Genomic DNA, 18,846 nt, shown 5'->3' on the forward strand with positions numbered 1-18,846 from the left:
GGGATGAAAGATAAAAAATGTGGCTACGCCACACAGGTTAAAAAATGATCACAATTAAAAGATGTGCGCATAATAAAGACCAAAATTTGAGTTGTCAAATTTTGTCCATAAAAAAATAAAAAACTGTTTCATAAGTAAATGATTCTATTTAGGAAAAATATTTTATAAACTTTAAAAGTGGAGTAATTGGGGAGAAGGCAGCAGTTTTTGGTAAGCTACAGGCATATTTTTCTGCTGTTAAAGGCCATGAAATCGAGCTTAATTACCCGTGGTGGACATGACAAACTGGTCGCGGAACTTCAGCATTTGTGGCATGAAGAACGCCCTGAAATTACCAAAAAAGTGAACTGGGCGGCCAGTCTCGGCGATCGTTCGGAGAACGCCGATTACCAATATAACAAGCAGCTGCTGCGCAAGATTGACCGTCGGGTACGTTACCTCGGCAAGCGGCTGGAAGAGCTGCGAATTATTGATTTTTCACCTGAACAGGAGGGCAAGGTCTATTTTGGCGCTTGGGTCGATATTGAAAATGATGATGGCGAGCAGAAAACCCTAAGAATTGTCGGGGTTGATGAAATTTATGATCATCATCCACAACATATTTCAATTGACTCGCCAATGGCGCGCGCCTTGCTGGGCAAAAGTGTGGATGATGAAGCAGTAGTGCAGACGCCATCAGGTGCAAAACACTGGTATATTGTCGACATTCGCTATGAAAAGTTTGAAAATTCAGCAAATTAAATGATTTTGATTTTATTTTGTACAGTCGGTTGCGAAAACCTGGAAAAATATTTGCCAAGTTAAAATTTTCTTTATATGATAGCCGCCATTGGAAGCGTGGCAGAGCGGTTTAATGCACCGGTCTTGAAAACCGACGAGGGTGTGAGTCCTCCGTGAGTTCGAATCTCACCGCTTCCGCCAAATTCAAAAAGCCCTGACATTGTCAGGGCTTTTTTTATTGCGCTCCGTTTTATTTTTATATTCTTTATATGGAGCTGATTTATTTTAAAGAGGAGAGCTAAACATATTTTATAAGTATTATATAAATACCTTTAAGATATATTATTTTGCTTCGAATATCTAAAAATAAAAATCCATAAAATATGAAAAACGAATATTTATATAGATTGCTTTTATATAAAATAATCATCGATAATCTTTCACCTGTCGCAATGTATATGCGACAGATGAAGATGGCTTTGTTGCATAAAGATTTTAAAGATAGAGCTTTCCTAAGTTGTTTAAATTTAAGTGACAACTTGGGTATGAGCTCGGCCTAATTCCATAAATTTATTTAATACTGCCACACGTGCATGAATCTCATTCACCTGGCTTTGAAAACTCCGTGCACTGAGTTTATCTCCCAATAATTTGATGCAATGCATCTTGGTTTCTACCAAGCTTCGGCGATGATACCCAGACCACTTTTTCCAAATTGCTCTTCCTAGGCATTTAACCGTTTTCAACAATTCATTTCTTTCTAAAGATCTCAGCTTTTTGTCTTTCCAGGGCTTCGCATTTTTTCTTGGCGGAATGATCGCATGTGCCTGTCGATCTAAAATGACTTGTCTGCAGTGCTTCGTATCGTAAGCACCATCGGTATAGACCGAATCAATTCGTTCAGCTAAAGGAATTTGAGCAAGTAAATCACCGAGTACTTGCGAATCGCTCACATTATTTGTAGTAAGCTGTACTGCACGTATTTGCAGGGTTTCAGCATCGATACCAATATGCAGCTTACGCCATTGGCGATGATATTCAGGTCCATGTTTCCTACATTTCCATTCACCTTCACCTAGAAACTTCAAGCCAGTTGAGTCTACAAGTAGATGTAACCCATCACTATTTTTTTGATAGCTAATCGCAATATCAATATGTTTTTGTCTTCGACAAAGCGTACTGTAATCTGGCGCTGTCCAACTTAATCCACATAGTTTAATCAGGCTTTGAACAAAACCTGTGACCATGCGTAGAGAGAGTCTGAATAAAGATTTGATCATTAAACAGCATTGAATAGCGGTGTCTGAGTAAGTTTGACTTCGACCTTGCTTGCCTTGTGATTGTGCATACCACTGAGTGTTTGGATCGAACGAAATAGCAATATTCCCACGATTAATGAGAGCTCTGTTATATGCGGGCCAATTGGTTGTGCGGTAGATTTTGTGTGTAGGCTTCTTCATTTGAAAATTATATTGCTGAAGAAGCCGTCTATGCTAGGTTTGTGCAACAAAGTCCTATCTGCCTAAACTATTTCTGAATAAAATTCTTTATCCCAAGCTTATTAAAAATCAAAAGTGTATCTCTATTTTATAAGGCTATTCTCTTTAAACGATTTGCACTATAAAAAGAGAGAAGGCTAAACATTGCACTCAATGTTGAAGCAGAGTTTAGCCAGTTCATCTAGTTCAGATTAACGTACAGTTTTCCCCAACCGTGCCAGTAAAATCACTGGAATCAGTCCGACCAGAACAATCAATAAGGCTGCAATTGCGCCTTCTTCATAGGTACCACGTGAGGCTTCGGCATATAACTGCGTGGCCAGGGTTTCCATATTCAGCGGACGTAGCAACAATGTGGCCGGCAGCTCTTTCATACAATCCACAAAAATCAGTAAGGCTGCTGAAATCAGTGCAGGACGTAATAAAGGCAAATGGATACGGGTCAGAATCCCGCCTTTGCTCTGGCCCAGATTACGTGCGGCATCATCAAAAACGCCATGAATCCGGTTATACCCCGATTCAATCCCGCCAATTGAAATGGCTAGAAAGCGTACCGCATAGGCGTAAATTAAGGTGAAACTGGTGCCTAAAAACAGCAGGCCGGTATCCAGACCAAGCTGGAATTCCAGAAAATCCGCTACGGCGTGATCAATCGCGCCCAAAGACAGCATCAGGCCAATGGCCAGTACGGTGCCCGGAATGGCATAGCCCAAACTGGCAACCCGGCTTAGCCAGCTGCTTCGGCTAAACCGTGCGGTACTCACAATCATAAAGCCAATCAGCATGGTCACAAAAGTGGCAATACTGGCTAAGGTAAGCGTATTGATTGAGGCTTGCAGCAGATATTCAGAGAAACCGGCATATTGTAAACGCTGATAAGATTCGACCAGTAAATGACTGATCGGAATTAGAAAACCAATAATCACCGGAATCAGCCCTAGGCCGAATAGCAGCCAGGCTTTGGCGCCGGTCACTGGCTGGGCGGGCATCAGCCGGCTACGCTGGGCCGAGTTCATATAGCGCTGTTTGCGTCGCCCCAGCCGTTCTACCAGTACCAGCAGGCTAATGATCAGCAACATAAAAATTGCAATCTGGGCGGCACTGGCCAGATCGGACTGGTTGGTCCAGGTCGAATAAATTGACAGGGTCAGGGTTTTAATGCCCAGAAATTCGGTGGCACCAATATCATTGATGGTTTCCATCAGGGCCAGACTGGCACCAACCGCAATGGCCGGGCGAGCCAGCGGAATCGCAACCCGGAAAAATACCTGTTCCGGTTTTAATCCCAGACTGCGCGCTACTTCAATCAGGCTGGCTGACTGCATCAGGAACATGGCACGGGTGCTTAAATAGACATAGGGATACAGCACAAAACTAAGCAGAAAAATCGCGCCCCAGAGCGAGCGGATATTCGGAAACCAGAGCTGCTGCATTTCTAGCTGAAGCCAGTCCCGCAGCAGGGTCTGCACAGGACCAATCGGATGCAAAATATCAATATAGCTATAGGCAATAATATAGGTCGGTACGGCCAAGGGCAGTAACAGTGCCCAGTCCAGAAAACCACGGCCACGGAATTGATAGGCCGTGACCAGCCAGGCACTGCCGGTACCAATCAGAATCGTCAGAATCCCGACACCAAACAGCAACAGGCCGGTTTCAATCAGGGTGGGAGGAATCACATATTGCAGCAGATGGTCCCAAATCTCGCTATTGCCCTGTAAGGCCGTCCAGAGCAAAGCCAGCACAGGCAGACAGGCCAGCAGGGTAAACAGGCCACTGAGTGAAAAAAGTGCAGTTACAGGAGATTTTTTCTGGGTCATCGGGGGATCAACAGGCTGGACATGGACAAAAGACTGATAGCACGAGCAGCAGTCTGCCCGCGCTATCTGATGATTCAGGTTTAGTGATTAAACTGGACTTTATCAACCAGCAGATTGGCTGCCTTACGATGGCGAGCAATCTCACTTAAACGCAGTGAATCAATATCTAACTTGCCGAAACTGGCGATAATCGGATCAATCTTCACGCCTGGTTTGACCGGATATTCATAACCACTTTGTGCATACATGGCCTGAGCCTGATCTGAGGCCAGGAACTCCAGTAACTGTACCGCTTCTTTGCGATTTGGCGCATGTTTGGCTACAACTGCACCTGAAACATTGACATGGGTGCCGCCATTTTTAAAGCGCGGTAACACCACATTAATGGCATTGCCCCAGCGCTGCTGTTCAGCATTGCCATTGCGCATGGTGCCCACATAATAGGTATTGGCCACACCAATATCACAGATTTTACCCAGAATATCGCGCGCCACATCGCGGTCACCGCCACTGGCCGGACGTGCCAGATTGGCTTTAACCCCACGTAACCAGGTTTCTGCTGCTTTTTCACCATGATGGGCAATATAGGCGGCAATTAACGCGGTATTGTAGGGATGGCTGCCCGAACGGATACAGATTTTGCCTTTCCATTGCGGATTGGCCAGATCTTCATAATGAATGGCGTTCAGTGGGGTACGTTCTTTGGAGGCATAGACTGCACGGGCACGCATTGACAGGGCATACCAGTGGCCATTGGCTGCACGTAAATTGGCCGGAATGGCATTATTTAATACTTTGGAATTCACGCGCTGGGTGAGGTCCGCTTCGACCAGATCCACCAGATTGCCAAAATCGACGGTCAGCATCACATCGGCCGGTGAACGGCGTCCTTCAGCTTTCACTCGCTCCAGCAGGCCATCTTTAATAAACACGGTATTGACCTTAATGCCGCTGCTTTCGGTAAATTCTTTTAATAAGGGCTGAATCAGCACCGGTTCACGCGTGGTATACAGGTTTACCTGCGCGGCTTGCGCCAGACCGCTCAGCGCCAGCAGGCCGCTGGCCAGCAGTGGAATTTTGATTGTTACTTTCATCATTTTTCATTCCTTATTGTCAATTTAAAAAGTATTGGCCACTTCAGTCGTGGTGGTGGCTGCCGGCTGTGAATCTTGGACGAAGAAAAAACACTGCTGCAGATCGAGGCTCACATAGACCTGTTCCTGATAAGCGGTGTGTGCCGGGCTGACCTGCGCCAGAATAATAGTCTCGGGGTCCAGTTGCAGGCGTAGCTGTTCGGCATGCCCCATAAAGCTGGAGGACAGCACGGTCGCCGGGATTGCACCGGTAGTCGGCTGGCTAAACACCTGCACCTGATGTGGACGAAAACAGCAGCGGATTGGCTCTTGGTGATGCGCCAGCGCTTCACTGATGGGATGTGCGCCAAAACAGGTCAGTAATTGCTGCGCGACACGCTGCGCCGGAATTTCATTCAGGGCAGAAAAATAACGGGCGGCAAATAAGGTGGCTGGCTGCCGGTACAGGGCTTTAGGCGTACCGATCTGAATAATTTCACCCTGATGCATCAGGATAATCTGATCGGCAATTTGCAGCGCCTCTTCCGGATCATGGGTAACAATAACTGTGGTGGTGCCGGTCTGCTTCAGAATTTCGATGGTATTTTGCCGGATCTGGTCACGCAGGCGATGATCGAGATTGGAAAAAGGTTCATCCATCAAGAGCACCTGCGGTTTAGGTGCCAGGGCACGGGCCAGGGCCACGCGTTGCTGCTCGCCACCAGACAGGGTATAGGGATAACTGTGCAGATGATGCTGCATCGAAACATGCTGTAGCGCCTGTTCGGCCACCGCCTGACGCTGTGCTTTGGGCAGTTTTTTCAGGCCAAACATGACATTGTCCAGTACGCTTAAATGCGGAAACAGGGCATAGTCCTGAAACACCAGACCAATATTGCGCGCTTCGGCTGGAATCTGTTGCTGTTCATTCCACAGGATTTGCTGTTCAAGCTGGATTGAGCCACTGCTTGGGGTTTCTAATCCGGCAATCAGACGAAGCATGGTGGTTTTGCCACAGCCAGAATGGCCCAGCAGGCAGAGAATCTGTCCGCGCTGTGCAGACCAGCTGGCCTGATGCACCGCAAAACGCGAGCCGAATTGTTTGCTCAGTTGCCGAATGGTCAAGACATTGGCCTGAGCTGCAGTATAAGCATTCATGGTCAATTCACAGGATGATTTTTATGCAGTTATCATAACTGAGAATTTTTCTCATGTAGAGTGTTTTTACCAATGAGAATGTAAATAGTTTTAGTTTTGAGAGTTTTATCGGGGGGTTACAGGCGATCGGCCGATTTTATTCAGTTTATTTTCATAAATGGTATTTGAGTTGCTGCAAAGTGTGCAGCTTAAACAGACTGTTCACACTCAGGTAAAAGTCAATCAAGGCCGGCTTTAAGACATAAAAATAGCCGCTCAATGGAGCGGCTATTGGGCCAAAATCATCATGGCCCTTGGGAGAGAAGGACGGGTTTATTTGCCCGGTAAGTCAAACCAGATCATCTGGCTTTCTTCGATTGCCTGAATATCCGCATGTTCCGCGAATAACAGTGCATCACCAGCTTTAACCGTATGTTCACCAATCTGCACTTCACCACGAATCACATGCACATAGTTGAGCTGCTGGGTCGCCTGTACGTTTAGGCTTTGGCCGGCTTCAAGTACCGCGGTTTTCACTTCAGCCTGCTGGCGAATATGCATTGGAGCCTGTTCGTTCGGGCCAACAATCAGGTGCCATTGGTTCGGCTGTTCACGTGGGTCGAGTTTAATTTGCTGATAATTTGGCTCTGCATCACGCACATTTGGATGAATCCAGATTTGCAGCATATGCACTGGTACATCGCCCTGGTTGATTTCACTGTGCTGAACCCCGGTTCCGGCGCTCATCAGCTGCCATTCACCCGCACTGATATGCCGTTCATTGCCCATGCTGTCTTTATGCGAAATGGTGCCATCCAGTACACAGGTTAAAATTTCCATGTTGTCATGCGGATGGGTACCAAAACCATTGTGGGCGGCAATCCGGTCATCATTAATTACACGAAGCACACTAACACCCATGTATTTCGGGTTGTACCAGCTGCCAAATGAAAAGCTGTGTTTGGTGTCTAACCAGCCGGCTTTGACATGACCACGTTCTTCACTATGATGTAAGTAGGCGTTCATCAGATAATCCTCTAATTCTTTTTGAGCTTGAGGCTATCTTAGTGTTTTATCTGGTGGCTGTTCTAGGCATGGAATGCAACATATCGTTCCAGATTCGCAACGTCATACATTCAAACCTTCGTAATCAAAAAAAGCCTGCATCGGCAGGCTTTTTATAGGGTATGAGCTGATTATTCGAGGAATTTAACTGTAACCCCTGAACGGACTTTACGGCCCAGGTCGTTGGCATCCCAGTTGGTCAGACGGATACAGCCATGCGAATAGGATTTAGAAATCATCGACGGCTTTGGCGTACCGTGAATACCAAAGGATTTTTTGCTCAGGCCAATCCAGATATTCCCCACTGGACCATTTGGACCTGGTGGTAAGGACAGCGGCTTCATGTTCTTGCCCTGGATAAAGTTACTTGGCGAGTAGCTGTACCACGGGTTTGGTGCCACACCAGTCACTTTATAAGTCCCGGTTGGTGAAGGGGTGTTGGTATTACCAATACTGGCCGGGAATGATGCGATCATCTGGTTGCGGCTGTTAAATAGATACAGCTGTTTAGCACCTTTATGCGCCACAATCAGGTGGATATCTTCCGGCAGGTCATTACGCACATTGGCCACAATCAGTTTTTGACCGGCTTTGTTAAAGTTGGCATTTGGATTGAGCTTTTTCAGGAAGTTTTCATCCATATGGAACTTTTCACCCAGCATTTCAGTGACACTGGTGTAGTGCAGGCCTTTCATTTTGGCTTGCAGTGCATAATCGCCCGGAATTGATTTCACATACGGACCTTTCAGGTCATCTTCAGTAATGGTGTATTCCACGAAAGCCGGTTTTGAACCCTGACGGGCAATTAAAGCATCCCAGGTTTCCTGCGTGAGCACACCGGTCGGTTTAATCCCGTTCATCTGCTGGAAAGAGGCAATCGCTTTCAGGGTATTTTTACCGCTGGTTCCATCAATCGCACCCGGAGAAGCATGGGCATTATTGAGCATCACATGCGCGCGCGCATAGACCGGGAACTGGCCTTTGCCAATATTTTCATACCAGCTGGCATTGTTCAGGCCATCTAAAGTCCAAGAGGCTTTGGCTGGCGCTGTGCTGGCTGAAGTTGTTGCAGGCGCAGCAGTTGTCGGTGCGCTGCCGATATCAGCCTGGGTATCTTCGGCATTTTGCAGGTCTTCAAGGGTCGCTGAAGCCTTGTTCAAATCTTGTTCTTCTTGTTGCGTAATCTGCGTTTCAACTTCTGAAGGTACGACTGCCGCTGATGCGTCTGTTGCAAGCGGATCAATCGGATCTTCAACCGCTGTATCGCTAATCAATTGAGGATTCAACGGCTGTTCAGCAGTGGTTGCAGCCAGGGCTGTACCAGCAAACATGCAACTTAAACTCATTGCGAGTACTGTGCGAACGAACATGTAAGTCAACCTTAAGAATTATTCATTTACATTTTAAAAACTACACAAGTATTACAGAAAAAATGAGGAGATGCAGTATCTGTTTTGTGTAAATATCACTTTTATCTTTTACAGTCCGGCATTTTTAAAGGACTAAAGAAGTTATTAAAATTTCTGCCTTTTTGATATGATAGATGCAAGATTCAGTCGAAGTTAGGAAAGTAAATGACGGCCTTAAAAAATGATCGTTTTCTACGTGCCTTGTTGCGTGAACCCGTAGATACCACGCCGGTATGGATGATGCGTCAAGCAGGACGTTATCTGCCTGAGTATCGTGAAACCCGTGCCAAGGCCGGAGATTTTCTTTCCTTGTGCAAAAATACCGAATTTGCCTGTGAAGTGACCTTACAGCCTTTGCGCCGTTATGAGCTGGATGCAGCCATTCTATTCTCCGATATTTTAACCGTACCGGATGCTTTGGGCTTAGGTTTGTACTTTGAAGCTGGTGAAGGTCCGAAGTTTCATAAAACCGTGCGTACCGAGCAGGATGTCGCCAATCTGCCGAATTTTAATGCCAAGTCAGATCTGGACTATGTCATGAATGCGGTGTCGACCATTCGTTCGGCTCTGGGCGGACAGGTGCCGTTAATTGGTTTTTCTGGCAGTCCGTGGACGCTGGCGACTTATATGGTTGAAGGTGGTTCAAGCAAGGATTTCCGCTTTACCAAGCAGATGATGTATGCCCAGCCGGAAGTGCTGCATGCTTTGCTCGACCGTCTGGCAGTCGCTGTGATTGACTATTTGAATGCGCAAATTGATGCTGGTGCACAAGCGGTGCAGATTTTTGACAGCTGGGGCGGGGCACTGGCGCATCGTGAATATATCGAGTTCTCGCTGAACTATATGCAAAAAATTGTAGCGGGTCTGCAACGCGAAAAAGATGGCCGTAAAATTCCGGTCATTCTATTTACCAAAGGCGGAGGTCAATGGCTGGAGCCAATGGTGGCCACCGGTGCCGATGCTTTTGGTCTGGACTGGACCACGCCATTAAATGTGGCGCGCCAAACCGTGAATGGCCGTGCTGCGTTACAGGGCAACCTTGATCCAGCCACGTTATATGGAAGCCCGGACTCAATTGCCAAGGCGACCAAAGCCATGCTGGATGATGCCTATGCGCATGGTGAAAAAACCGGCTATATTGCCAACCTAGGACATGGTATTACCCAATGGGTTGATCCGGCCAATCCGAAAGTCTTTATTGATACGGTACATGAATACAGTGCCAAGTACCTTTAAGAAGATGCAACAATATTAGGATTCAGCCTTGATCACAATTTTAAAATCAGGTTTTGAATTCACTTATAAGGCAGCTTCGGCTGCCTTATTTGGAATTTTATTGCTGATTGCTTTTGCTTTTACCGCCAGTCTGGGTAGCCAGGACTATTACGGTTTTTTCCGTTATGACTATTTGCTGTTTTATGCGGTCCTCATTCAGATTTTACTGCTGTATCTCAAGCTAGAATCCTGGGCCGAAGCCAAAGTTATTGCACTGTTTCATCTGCTGGCGATGATCATGGAAATTTTTCTGACCCATCCGGCGATTGCGTCCTGGCAGTATCCGCAGCCGGCCGTTTTTAAAATTATGACCGTACCACTGTTTGCCGGGTTTATGTATTCGGCCGTCGGCAGTTTCTTTGCCCGGTCCTTGCGTTTGTATCGGGTATCTTTTACTCGCTTGCCGGGTTTTGCCAATATGCTGAGTCTGGCGGTGCTGTCTTATATTAATTTTATGAGCAAGTTTTTTGTGCCGGATATCCGCTATGTGCTGTTTGCCTGGAGCGTACTGATATTCTGGAAAACCCGTATCCAGTTTGAATTGCAGCATCACCGGATGCAGCTGCCGATGTTACCGGTCTTGTTGTTACTGGCCTTTATTATCTGGATTGCAGAAAATATCAGCACCTTTTACCAGATCTGGCTGTATCCAAGTCAGGTCGACAGCTGGCATATGGTTGGCTGGGGCAAGTTGGGGTCCTGGTATCTGCTGTTATTGCTGAGTCTGGTGCTGGTCTTGAAAATTCTGGGTGATCGTCAGCCAAATGGCATCTGGCAACTGAAACCTGCGCACTTAAAGGATACAGAAAAATAATTTTTCCACTTTGGTATAAAGTGTTTTGTGTTCGCTGGCGGATGCGTTATCTTTAAACAGTGTAATAAAAATTACACATTGTGAAACAATAACAAACTCAGATAATAAATTCTGGAGACTTTTATGTTAAAAAAATTAGCTTTGGCAGCAGTATTGGCAGCAGGTTCAACAGCAGCATTTGCAGACGCTGATGCCGGCTGTGGTATTGGTTCTCAAGTTTGGGCAGGTCAGTCTGGTAAAGTGCCTAAAATTTTAGCTGCTACAACCAATGGTATTTTTGCAAACCAGTTGTTCGGTATTACCTTCGGTACTTTAGGCTGTAGCGGTACTGGTACTGTAACTGCGCAAGTGGTGACATTTACCAATGAAAATGCCGAAACGCTGGCGCGTGATATGGCTGTAGGCGAGGGTGAAAGCCTGAACGTACTGGCTGAATTACTGAGCATTAAAGCAGAAGACAAAGCACGTTTCTTTGCAGTGACCAAACAAAACTTCTCTGAAATTTATTCAGCTGATAACCAGACTTCTGTTGAAGTGCTGGCTTCTTTACAGTCAGTGATGGCACAAGACGACATCTTAAAAGCCTACGTCTAATTAAGCATCCCATAAAACCCTGTCTTCTGGCAGGGTTTTTCTCTATATAAGAACCGAATAAGAATTGATCTGCTGAATGAAACCTCTTGCTTTTGTATGTGCTGCTTTGTTATCTCCTGTGGCGTATGCCGCGACGTCTTCTCCTGAATCTTCAACGCCGGCACAGTTGTATATCCAGCGTGCTGAACAGCAGCAACTGGCACAGCAAAATACCTGGCAACGCTTAATGTATGCCAATACTTCGGGGCAGAGTACTGTCAGCTATGCCGGCTATTTTTTAACAGAGGCCAAAACACCCGATTTAAATCAGGAATTACAGGCGCATATTGCAGCGCTGTTTCAGCAGGCCGAGCCAAATCAATCGGTACAATGCCGTTTTCCGGCACGTAGCCGCTGGCTGGTGCAACAACTGAATATTCCACAGACGGAACTGGCTGCCGTGGCCTGTCCGGAACTGGATGAATGGATTGGCCAGATTCGTCCATACAAAACCACTTTAATTTATGCCACCGATTTTATGGGCAATCCCAGCTCCATGTTCGGGCATACCTTGCTGCGACTGGACCCGAAAGATCAGCAGGAACTGAACCTGATTTCCTATGCGGTGAATTATGCGGCCACAGTGCCGGGTGAGCAAAGCTGGTCCTATGCCTGGAAAGGTCTGACCGGACAGTATCCGGGTGAATATTCCCTCATGCCGTATTACCGCAAGGTTAAGGAATATGGTGATCTGGAAAGCCGCGATTTATGGGAATACGAGCTGGATTTAAGCCCGGATGAAACCCGTTTTCTGGTGGAACATATCTGGGAAATGAAGCACGTCAGCTTTCCCTATTATTTTGTCAGTGATAACTGTGCCTATCGTTTATTGGGCCTGATTGATCTGGTCCGTCCAGAGCTGAATTTACAGCAACAGTTTAAAGTGGCGTCGATTCCGGTTGAAACCATCAAGGCGCTGGCAGATTCAGATCTGGTCAAAGACACCGTGTATCGCCCGGCGCTGGAAACCCAATTACTGGCTCAAGCCCGCCAGCATGGTACAGACCTGGCGCAAGCGGCACATCAGCTGGCTTTTGCCGAATCTGCCGATTTAAATACGTTATTACAGTCTTATACCGCATTAGAGCAGGCCAAAATACTGGAAATGGCCTATGATGATCTGTACCTGCAGTTTTTAGCCCGCAAAGTTGAAACCGGTTTCGCCCAGCCGCGTTTACGCCAGTTACTTAGCCTGCGCAGCCAGCTACAGGTCGACAAGCAGCGCCGCGCGCCGGACGTCCCAAACGTTGATCCAAGTCAGGGCCATCATGCGCGTAATCTGACGTTAAGCACTGGTGAAGTGCAGGGACAATCCTTTATCGAACTGGGCCATCGGCAGGCTTATCATGATCTGCTCGATCCGCAAGGTGGTTTTCGCACTGGGACTCAATTGCTATTTTTACAGGGTGCGCTGCAATATCGGGATGAAACCCTAAAACTGAGTCAGCTCGACGTGCTGGCGGTGAACTCCTATAACCCGATTACGCCGTTTAAAACGACGTTGTCTTGGGGTTTTAATCTGGGCTGGAACCAGGAAGCGCTCGATCAGCATGGTCAGTTCAGCACTCAGGAACAGCATGGCGTGGCCAATTTACAGGTCCAGATGGGCTATAGCTGGGCCAGTGCCGACCGCGAGCATATTTGCTATGCCCAGCTACAAAACCATCTACAGGCCGGTAAAGCACTGGATCGTGGCTGGCGCGTGGGTGTTGGGCCAACAGTGGGCTGCCAGAATATCTGGAGTCCGCAGCTGAATAGCGTGCTGCAAGTAGAATTACCGTATTGGGAAGATACCCAGCAATGGAATTTGAGACTGCACAGCCAGCTGCAATATGTGCTGAATCCGCAGCATGCGATTCGTCTGGGCTGGGAATATCAGCAGCAGGATCAACAGGACTGGCATCAGACCAGTCTTGGTTATGCCTGGTTCTTTTAAGCTGAAGTCGTGAAGTCAGGCTTGAAAATCCAGATTGTTATTAAGTGAATATTCATTTAATTCACAAAAGAATTGTCTTATGTGACAGCTGCGTTAAAATCTGCGCTGTAATTCATCTGTGTGAGCCGATTGTATGAACCAAGAGCGTATAGAGGAACTTGCAGCGCAGTGGCAGGCGATTTGCGGGCAATTTTCTGAAACCGATTTATGCTATAGCTTCGAGTTCATTCAACAGCATGTCACGGTGCTGGTGGCCGAATTTTATCGACAGATGATGCAGGAGCAGGAAGCCTCCTATTTCCTGTCCGATGAACTGGTGCGTAGCCGCCTGAAAAATGCCTTGCAGCAATGGCTGCTGGACAGTTTTGCGGTTCCGTTCAAGCAGGATTTTAAAGCCATTGTCGCCAAGCAGCTGAAAGTCGGGGAAGTGCATGCGCGTATTGGCGTTCCCTCCTGGCTGATTATTCGCGGCATCCGCGAAATCCAGCGCAAAAGTTTTGTCTTTTTTCTGCAAACCCCGCAGGCCGATGTACTGGCTGCTGCCGATTATATGACTCAGGTGCTGAGCCTGGCCGCAGAAATCATGTGCCGCACTTATGAGGCCAAGGTAGAAATTCATAATGATATGAAACACACCTACCGTCTGTTTTCTGCCATGCAGGATGTGGCCGTGCAAAAAGACCGCCAGCGCGGTTGTCTGCTGGACTGGGAAAATGAGCTGATGTTTAAGGCCTTTTCTGATCAGTCACCGCTGTTTCATCCGCCACTTTCCAAATCTGAATTTGGCCTGTGGTTCATCCATAAAGCAGCCTATGCTTTTGCCAGCGCCGAGCAGGTGGAGTTTATTATCCAGCGGATTTATCAGGTGGATCAGTTGAACCAGCAGCTGCTGGACACTTCCGATCAGCAGCAGATGCTGTTACTGATTCAGCAGATTCGCTGTAAAAACCGCGAAATCCAGCATCTGGTCGATCAGCTGTTTCAGGTGGCAGAATATATCGGCACGGGCAATGATTCGCTGACCCAGCTGTTAAACCGGCGTTATTTAAATACCATCCTGATTCGTGAAATCCAGTTCTCGCGCAAAAACCGCTCACCTTTAAGTCTACTGGCGATTGATGCCGATTTCTTTAAAGAGATTAATGACCGCTATGGCCATGCCGCCGGTGATCTGGCCTTGCAGTTTATAGCCGAAGTGCTGCTGGAATCGAGCAAGGGTAGTGATTATGCTTTCCGGGTTGGTGGGGAAGAGTTTTTATTGCTGCTGGTCGATAGTGACTGGAACCGGGCCCAGATGATTGCCGAAACCATCCGTCGCCGGGTTGAAGATACCCCAATCCGTTCTGCTGAAGGTGAGAGTTTTAAATTTACCGTGAGTATTGGCGCAGTGCAGTATGATGGCCATCCGGATTATCAGCGTTTTCTGGATGCCGCAGATGCAGCCTTATATAGCGCCAAAAATGCCGGACGTAATCAGGTCTATCTGGCCAAATAAGCCTTTTAAGTCTCATCCCGGCATGAAAAAACGCCCAAAACTGTCGGGCGTTTTTTATATCAAAGCAGCAAGATAAAACCAGCCAAAACATCAAAAAGCTCAAGCGGTATTTTAGGCCTCAACCACCACATAATATTTTTTCACTGCTGCAACCACTTCAAAGGTACCGACAAAACCCGGTGGAATAATTCCGGCCTGACCGGCGGTAACTTCAATATATTGTCCGTGCTGGTCATGAATACGCACCACGCCTTCAATCACATTAAAGAATTCCTGTTTATTGTCAGCAAAGACAATATTCCAGGCGCCGACTTCGCACTGCCAGATGCCACAGCTCATATTGGGATGTTCATAGGCACTATAGGTATCACGTTTGGGATTGCCTTTGACCAAACGATCCGGACGCGGGAAGTCGACACTGCATTCACTTTGGGTCAGGCCCTGACCGGCTAAATAAATTGAAGACATTTGCATTCCTTAAAATAATAGGGAAACCAGCGGTAGTATAAGAAACAGGACATAAAAAAGCCCCAACAGATGTCGAGGCTCCAGCATTATTTAGGTTTAGTAACTTTCAGGTACGGCACTTAAAAATTCACGGCGTGCATCTTTATCAGTTTTAAAGTCACCAATAAATGACACGGTACGTGTGGTCGATTCCTGCTTGCCAACACCACGCATCATCATGCACATGTGTGCAGAGTCAATCACCACCGCAACACCGCGGGCTTTGGTCACTTCAGCCACGGCTTCTGCAATCTGCTGGGTCAGGTTTTCCTGAATCTGTAAACGGCGCGCAAACATTTCAGTAATACGGGCAAATTTAGACAGTCCCAAAACATTGCCTTCCGGTAAATAGGCAATATGCACACGGCCATAAAATGGCAGCAGGTGATGCTCGCATAGCGAATAGAATTCGATATTTTTGACCAGCACCATTTCACGGTTATCAGACGGGAACACGGCGTTGTTGGTCACTTCAGCCAACGTCTGGCTATAACCCGAGGTTAAATACGAAAATGCTTTAGCAGCACGCATAGGCGTATCTTTGAGACCAGGGCGATTTAAATCTTCACCAACGGCAGTAAGAATGTTTGCGTAGGATTGCTGCATAGACATAAGACGTGTTCACTTACACTGATATTGAACAAGGACGGCATTGTAGCAGAAAACCGCAACAATGCCTGCTTTTGAGGAAAAATCCGCTTATTGTTTAAACTTTGGATTCTTTTCTGCACGTTTTAGCAGAACCAGCACCGCACCGGTGCCGCCCTGTTTTTCCGGCGCACTGACAAAGGCCAGAACATCGCGATGCTGACGTAACCAGCCATTGACATAGGTTTTTAAAATGGCTTCCGGGCCTTTCCCATGCACAATTTTAATCACATTCTGATTTTCATCTTTGGCCATCTGAATAATTTGCAGCACGGCCACCCGGGCTTCTTCCACGGTACAGCCATGCAGGTCGACCGCTTCAAACCAGCGCAAATTGCCAGCTTTTAAATCTTCAAACACCTTATGCTGCAAGGTGGCAATGCGGTAGCTTAAACTGGCCTGACTGCCCACCGGATTGAGCATGGCTTGCGTGTCCGACAAAATGGTCTCATTAGTTTGCATGGGGCCTTCGGCGGCTGCGCGTTTAGCCAGGGTCTGGGCATCCAGCTTTTTCTTGGTCGGTTGGTTCACCTGCGCGATATTGCCATGATCCATTTTTTGGACCCCACGCATTTCTTTTTGAAACAGCTCAAAATCTTCGGCCTGTTCCTGTTCGGCAGTTTTGATGGCCGGCGCTGCCGGCTCTACGCGCGGATGCGGATTACTGATCTGCTTTTTAAAGTCTTTGAGTAATTTAAACTGTTCTTTCGATAGCGAAGAATCGTGTTTGCTCATAATCGAAAATAGGAGGATAAAATTTCAATCCAGTATAGTCTGAATTACGCCTGATTTGAACTGAAACGGATTCAGCTTGGCGCTGCATCTGGCTTGAAATGAGAGATGTTAAGATGGGGCGATATAGGAAGATGATCGCCCTATGAAAGTAGGGCAGTGAAATTGCACAGTTCAGGATAAACCTGCCTCCTGAACTGCACCAAGACTTAGACCTTTTGCGGCGTACCAAACAGCTCGCTAAAGGCCTGATCCGGACACGGTTGTTTCATAAAGCTTTCACCGACCAGGAAGGCATGAATGTCATGCTCCTGCATCATCTTGACATCTGCCGGGGTGGCAATACCGCTTTCGGTTACCAGTAAACGTGCTGGATCGAGTAATTTTTTCAGACGCAATGAGGTGTTTAAATCCACATCAAAGGTTTTTAAATTACGGTTGTTCACGCCAAGCAGACAGCGATCACTTAAACGCAAAGCGCGTTCCAGCTCTTCTTCGTCATGCACCTCAACCAGTACATCCAGATTGTGTTCAAATGCGGTTTTCGACATTTCTTCCAGTTGCTGGTCTGACAGGCAGGCTACAATCAGCAAGATACAGTCGGCATGTAGCGCACGAGCTTCAACCACACCATAAGGATCAATCAGGAAGTCTTTCCGCAGTGCAGGCAGGCTGCAATGGTTACGGGCCAGCGCGATATTTTCATCAGCGCCCTGGAAAAAATCGACATCGGTCAGTACAGACAGACAGGCAGCACCGGCAGCTTCATATTGCTGGGCAATTTCAGCCGGATTAAAGTTTTCACGAATAATCCCTTTAGATGGCGAGGCCTTTTTTATTTCTGCAATCACGCCCGGACGTTTGCTTTTCAAGCTTTGGGCAAAACCGCGCACCGGTGTGGCGGCCTGGGCCAGTTGTTCCAGATCATTCAGACTGCGCTGTTTCAGACGTGCAGCAAACTCTTCCTGTTTGCGATCAACAATTTTACCTAAAATGGTATTTGCGATATCCACCATGATTTTATCCTGCCGTCTTAAGCTTCGTACTGTTTTAAGGTTTTGGTAAATTCGGCCAGTACGCCCATTTTTTCCAGTGCCTGACCGCCATAAATAATGTCATGCGCCAGTGCCACACCCTGTTGATAGGTTTTGGTCAGACCAGACACATAAATCCCGGCGCCGGCATTCAGGGCAATCATGTTGGCCGCTTTTTCACCGCGTTCAGATTTATTTTTGCCAAGTGCATCTTTAATCAGGGCCAGACTTTCTGCCGAGTTTTCCACCACCAGACCGGTGAGGGTTTGCGATTCAATGCCCACTTCTTCTGGAGTAATGGTCCATTCGGTGATTTCCCCATCTTTCAGTTCTGCTACGGTCGTGGCAGATGCCAGACTGATTTCATCCAGACCATCACGTGAATGCACCACCAGCACGTGTTCAGCACCCAGCTGGTTCATCACTTCAGCAATCGGGCGGCAGAGTTCGCTGGAGAATACGCCAATCACAAAACGTTTAACTCCGGCCGGATTCGTAAGCGGGCCGAGCAGGTTAAAAATACTGCGAATACCCAGTTCTTTACGTGGGCCAACTGCATATTTCATGGCTTTATGATGGTTCGGCGCAAACAGGAAACCTACGCCCATATCGCGGATACAGCGTTCAGTTTGCTGCATGTTTAAGTCTAGGTTAATTCCAGCCTGTTCCAGCAGGTCAGAGGAACCAGATTTGGTCGATACGCCGCGGTTACCATGTTTGGCAATGGTGGCGCCAGCGGCTGCAATCACAAAGCTGGATGCCGTCGATACGTTAAACAGGTTCTGGCCATCACCGCCGGTACCGACAATATCGACCAGATACGGAATATCGCTAACGTCAATTTTAATCGCGAACTCGCGCATGACGCGTGCGGCTGCGGTAATTTCATCAATGCTTTCACCTTTCAGGCGCAGGCCCATCATCAGGGCGCCAATTTGCGCATCGGTGGCTTCGCCCGACATGATGGCACGCATCACATCTTCCATTTGTGGCTGAGTCAGGTGAATCTGTTTTGTAATATGATTTAAAGCTTGTTGAATATTCATGGT

At 47.2% G+C, this 18,846-nt stretch carries 17 protein-coding genes and 1 tRNA gene; 7 read left to right on the top strand and 11 right to left on the bottom strand.

The features are described from left to right. The first annotated feature begins 246 nt into the window (after positions 1–246). Both greB and FTT64_RS07985 read left to right on the top strand, forming a co-directional pair. Positions 247–741, top strand: a complete 495-nt coding sequence (gene greB, locus FTT64_RS07980) for a transcription elongation factor GreB (RefSeq protein WP_005176376.1) — start codon at positions 247–249, stop codon at positions 739–741. Between the two features lie 90 nt (positions 742–831). Next, a tRNA-Ser gene (locus tag FTT64_RS07985) sits at positions 832–921 on the top strand. 326 nt (positions 922–1,247) lie between these two features. Here the strand turns inward: FTT64_RS07985 and FTT64_RS07990 are convergent. The 6 genes from FTT64_RS07990 to FTT64_RS08015 all read right to left on the bottom strand — a co-directional run bounded on the left by FTT64_RS07990 (position 1,248) and on the right by FTT64_RS08015 (position 8,684). Next, positions 1,248–2,180: an IS5 family transposase gene (locus tag FTT64_RS07990; RefSeq protein WP_180182264.1), complete on the bottom strand. Its 933-nt coding sequence runs from the start codon at positions 2,178–2,180 to the stop codon at positions 1,248–1,250. Between the two features lie 230 nt (positions 2,181–2,410). Continuing rightward, positions 2,411–4,039, bottom strand: coding sequence for an iron ABC transporter permease (locus FTT64_RS07995; protein WP_005176455.1), 1,629 nt, complete (start codon positions 4,037–4,039; stop codon positions 2,411–2,413). An 80-nt stretch (positions 4,040–4,119) separates the two neighbouring features. Next, positions 4,120–5,133: an extracellular solute-binding protein gene (locus FTT64_RS08000; protein WP_016659966.1), complete on the bottom strand. Its 1,014-nt coding sequence runs from the start codon at positions 5,131–5,133 to the stop codon at positions 4,120–4,122. Positions 5,134–5,157: 24 nt separating this feature from the next. Further along, positions 5,158–6,270, bottom strand: coding sequence for an ABC transporter ATP-binding protein (locus tag FTT64_RS08005; protein WP_180182265.1), 1,113 nt, complete (start codon positions 6,268–6,270; stop codon positions 5,158–5,160). A gap of 312 nt (positions 6,271–6,582) precedes the next feature. Beyond that, a complete protein-coding gene (locus FTT64_RS08010) occupies positions 6,583–7,275 on the bottom strand; it encodes a pirin-like bicupin family protein (RefSeq protein ID WP_180182266.1) in 693 nt (230 codons plus the stop codon). 170 nt (positions 7,276–7,445) lie between these two features. Continuing rightward, the gene (locus tag FTT64_RS08015; RefSeq protein ID WP_180182267.1) at positions 7,446–8,684 is read right to left on the bottom strand and encodes a L,D-transpeptidase; all 1,239 of its coding nucleotides are present in this window, start codon (positions 8,682–8,684) and stop codon (positions 7,446–7,448) included. 204 nt (positions 8,685–8,888) lie between these two features. Between FTT64_RS08015 and hemE the strand changes: the two genes are divergently transcribed. From hemE to FTT64_RS08040, 5 genes are all read left to right on the top strand, one after another. Beyond that, positions 8,889–9,959, top strand: coding sequence for a uroporphyrinogen decarboxylase (gene hemE, locus FTT64_RS08020; RefSeq protein ID WP_005176463.1), 1,071 nt, complete (start codon positions 8,889–8,891; stop codon positions 9,957–9,959). 28 nt (positions 9,960–9,987) lie between these two features. Beyond that, a complete protein-coding gene (locus FTT64_RS08025) occupies positions 9,988–10,812 on the top strand; it encodes a DUF817 family protein (RefSeq protein WP_016659970.1) in 825 nt (274 codons plus the stop codon). A 123-nt stretch (positions 10,813–10,935) separates the two neighbouring features. After that, positions 10,936–11,406: a DUF3015 family protein gene (locus FTT64_RS08030; RefSeq protein WP_005176467.1), complete on the top strand. Its 471-nt coding sequence runs from the start codon at positions 10,936–10,938 to the stop codon at positions 11,404–11,406. Between the two features lie 76 nt (positions 11,407–11,482). Continuing rightward, positions 11,483–13,381, top strand: a complete 1,899-nt coding sequence (locus FTT64_RS08035) for a DUF4105 domain-containing protein (RefSeq protein ID WP_180182268.1) — start codon at positions 11,483–11,485, stop codon at positions 13,379–13,381. Positions 13,382–13,514: 133 nt separating this feature from the next. Then, positions 13,515–14,876, top strand: a complete 1,362-nt coding sequence (locus FTT64_RS08040) for a diguanylate cyclase (RefSeq protein WP_180182269.1) — start codon at positions 13,515–13,517, stop codon at positions 14,874–14,876. Between the two features lie 111 nt (positions 14,877–14,987). Here the strand turns inward: FTT64_RS08040 and FTT64_RS08045 are convergent, their stop codons facing one another. The 5 genes from FTT64_RS08045 to trpD form a co-directional block, all read right to left on the bottom strand. Further along, positions 14,988–15,344: a cupin domain-containing protein gene (locus tag FTT64_RS08045; RefSeq protein WP_005176472.1), complete on the bottom strand. Its 357-nt coding sequence runs from the start codon at positions 15,342–15,344 to the stop codon at positions 14,988–14,990. A gap of 96 nt (positions 15,345–15,440) precedes the next feature. Further along, positions 15,441–15,989 carry a GTP cyclohydrolase I FolE gene (folE, locus tag FTT64_RS08050; RefSeq protein ID WP_005176473.1) on the bottom strand — a complete coding sequence of 183 codons (549 nt, stop codon included), beginning with the start codon at positions 15,987–15,989 and terminating at the stop codon, positions 15,441–15,443. Positions 15,990–16,082: 93 nt separating this feature from the next. After that, positions 16,083–16,766: a Smr/MutS family protein gene (locus tag FTT64_RS08055; protein WP_168381699.1), complete on the bottom strand. Its 684-nt coding sequence runs from the start codon at positions 16,764–16,766 to the stop codon at positions 16,083–16,085. 206 nt (positions 16,767–16,972) lie between these two features. Further along, complete coding sequence (gene trpC / locus FTT64_RS08060) at positions 16,973–17,779, bottom strand: indole-3-glycerol phosphate synthase TrpC (protein ID WP_005176475.1); 807 nt, start codon at positions 17,777–17,779, stop codon at positions 16,973–16,975. 17 nt (positions 17,780–17,796) lie between these two features. Continuing rightward, positions 17,797–18,843 (bottom strand): anthranilate phosphoribosyltransferase, encoded by a 1,047-nt coding sequence (gene trpD / locus FTT64_RS08065; RefSeq protein ID WP_016659977.1) that lies wholly within the window; start codon positions 18,841–18,843, stop codon positions 17,797–17,799. Positions 18,844–18,846 lie beyond the last annotated feature (3 nt).

Origin of the sequence: Acinetobacter sp. Q186-3, from assembly GCF_013420655.1 — a bacterium.
Lineage (GTDB): Bacteria > Pseudomonadota > Gammaproteobacteria > Pseudomonadales > Moraxellaceae > Acinetobacter > Acinetobacter indicus.

Bases quoted from the DNA above. Each gene is read 5' to 3' on its own strand.
- trpC (WP_005176475.1), bottom strand. From the start codon at position 17,779: ATGGTGGATATCGCAAATACCATTTTAGGTAAAATTGTTGATCGCAAA.
- FTT64_RS07990 (WP_180182264.1), bottom strand. From the start codon at position 2,180: ATGAAGAAGCCTACACACAAAATCTACCGCACAACCAATTGGCCCGCA.
- FTT64_RS08045 (WP_005176472.1), bottom strand. From the start codon at position 15,344: ATGTCTTCAATTTATTTAGCCGGTCAGGGCCTGACCCAAAGTGAATGC.
- FTT64_RS08000 (WP_016659966.1), bottom strand. From the start codon at position 5,133: ATGAAAGTAACAATCAAAATTCCACTGCTGGCCAGCGGCCTGCTGGCG.
- FTT64_RS08055 (WP_168381699.1), bottom strand. From the start codon at position 16,766: ATGAGCAAACACGATTCTTCGCTATCGAAAGAACAGTTTAAATTACTC.
- folE (WP_005176473.1), bottom strand. From the start codon at position 15,989: ATGCAGCAATCCTACGCAAACATTCTTACTGCCGTTGGTGAAGATTTA.
- FTT64_RS08015 (WP_180182267.1), bottom strand. From the start codon at position 8,684: ATGTTCGTTCGCACAGTACTCGCAATGAGTTTAAGTTGCATGTTTGCT.
- FTT64_RS07995 (WP_005176455.1), bottom strand. From the start codon at position 4,039: ATGACCCAGAAAAAATCTCCTGTAACTGCACTTTTTTCACTCAGTGGC.
- hemE (WP_005176463.1), top strand. From the start codon at position 8,889: ATGACGGCCTTAAAAAATGATCGTTTTCTACGTGCCTTGTTGCGTGAA.
- trpD (WP_016659977.1), bottom strand. From the start codon at position 18,843: ATGAATATTCAACAAGCTTTAAATCATATTACAAAACAGATTCACCTG.
- FTT64_RS08010 (WP_180182266.1), bottom strand. From the start codon at position 7,275: ATGAACGCCTACTTACATCATAGTGAAGAACGTGGTCATGTCAAAGCC.
- FTT64_RS08040 (WP_180182269.1), top strand. From the start codon at position 13,515: ATGAACCAAGAGCGTATAGAGGAACTTGCAGCGCAGTGGCAGGCGATT.
- greB (WP_005176376.1), top strand. From the start codon at position 247: ATGAAATCGAGCTTAATTACCCGTGGTGGACATGACAAACTGGTCGCG.
- FTT64_RS08035 (WP_180182268.1), top strand. From the start codon at position 11,483: ATGAAACCTCTTGCTTTTGTATGTGCTGCTTTGTTATCTCCTGTGGCG.
- FTT64_RS08005 (WP_180182265.1), bottom strand. From the start codon at position 6,270: ATGAATGCTTATACTGCAGCTCAGGCCAATGTCTTGACCATTCGGCAA.
- FTT64_RS08030 (WP_005176467.1), top strand. From the start codon at position 10,936: ATGTTAAAAAAATTAGCTTTGGCAGCAGTATTGGCAGCAGGTTCAACA.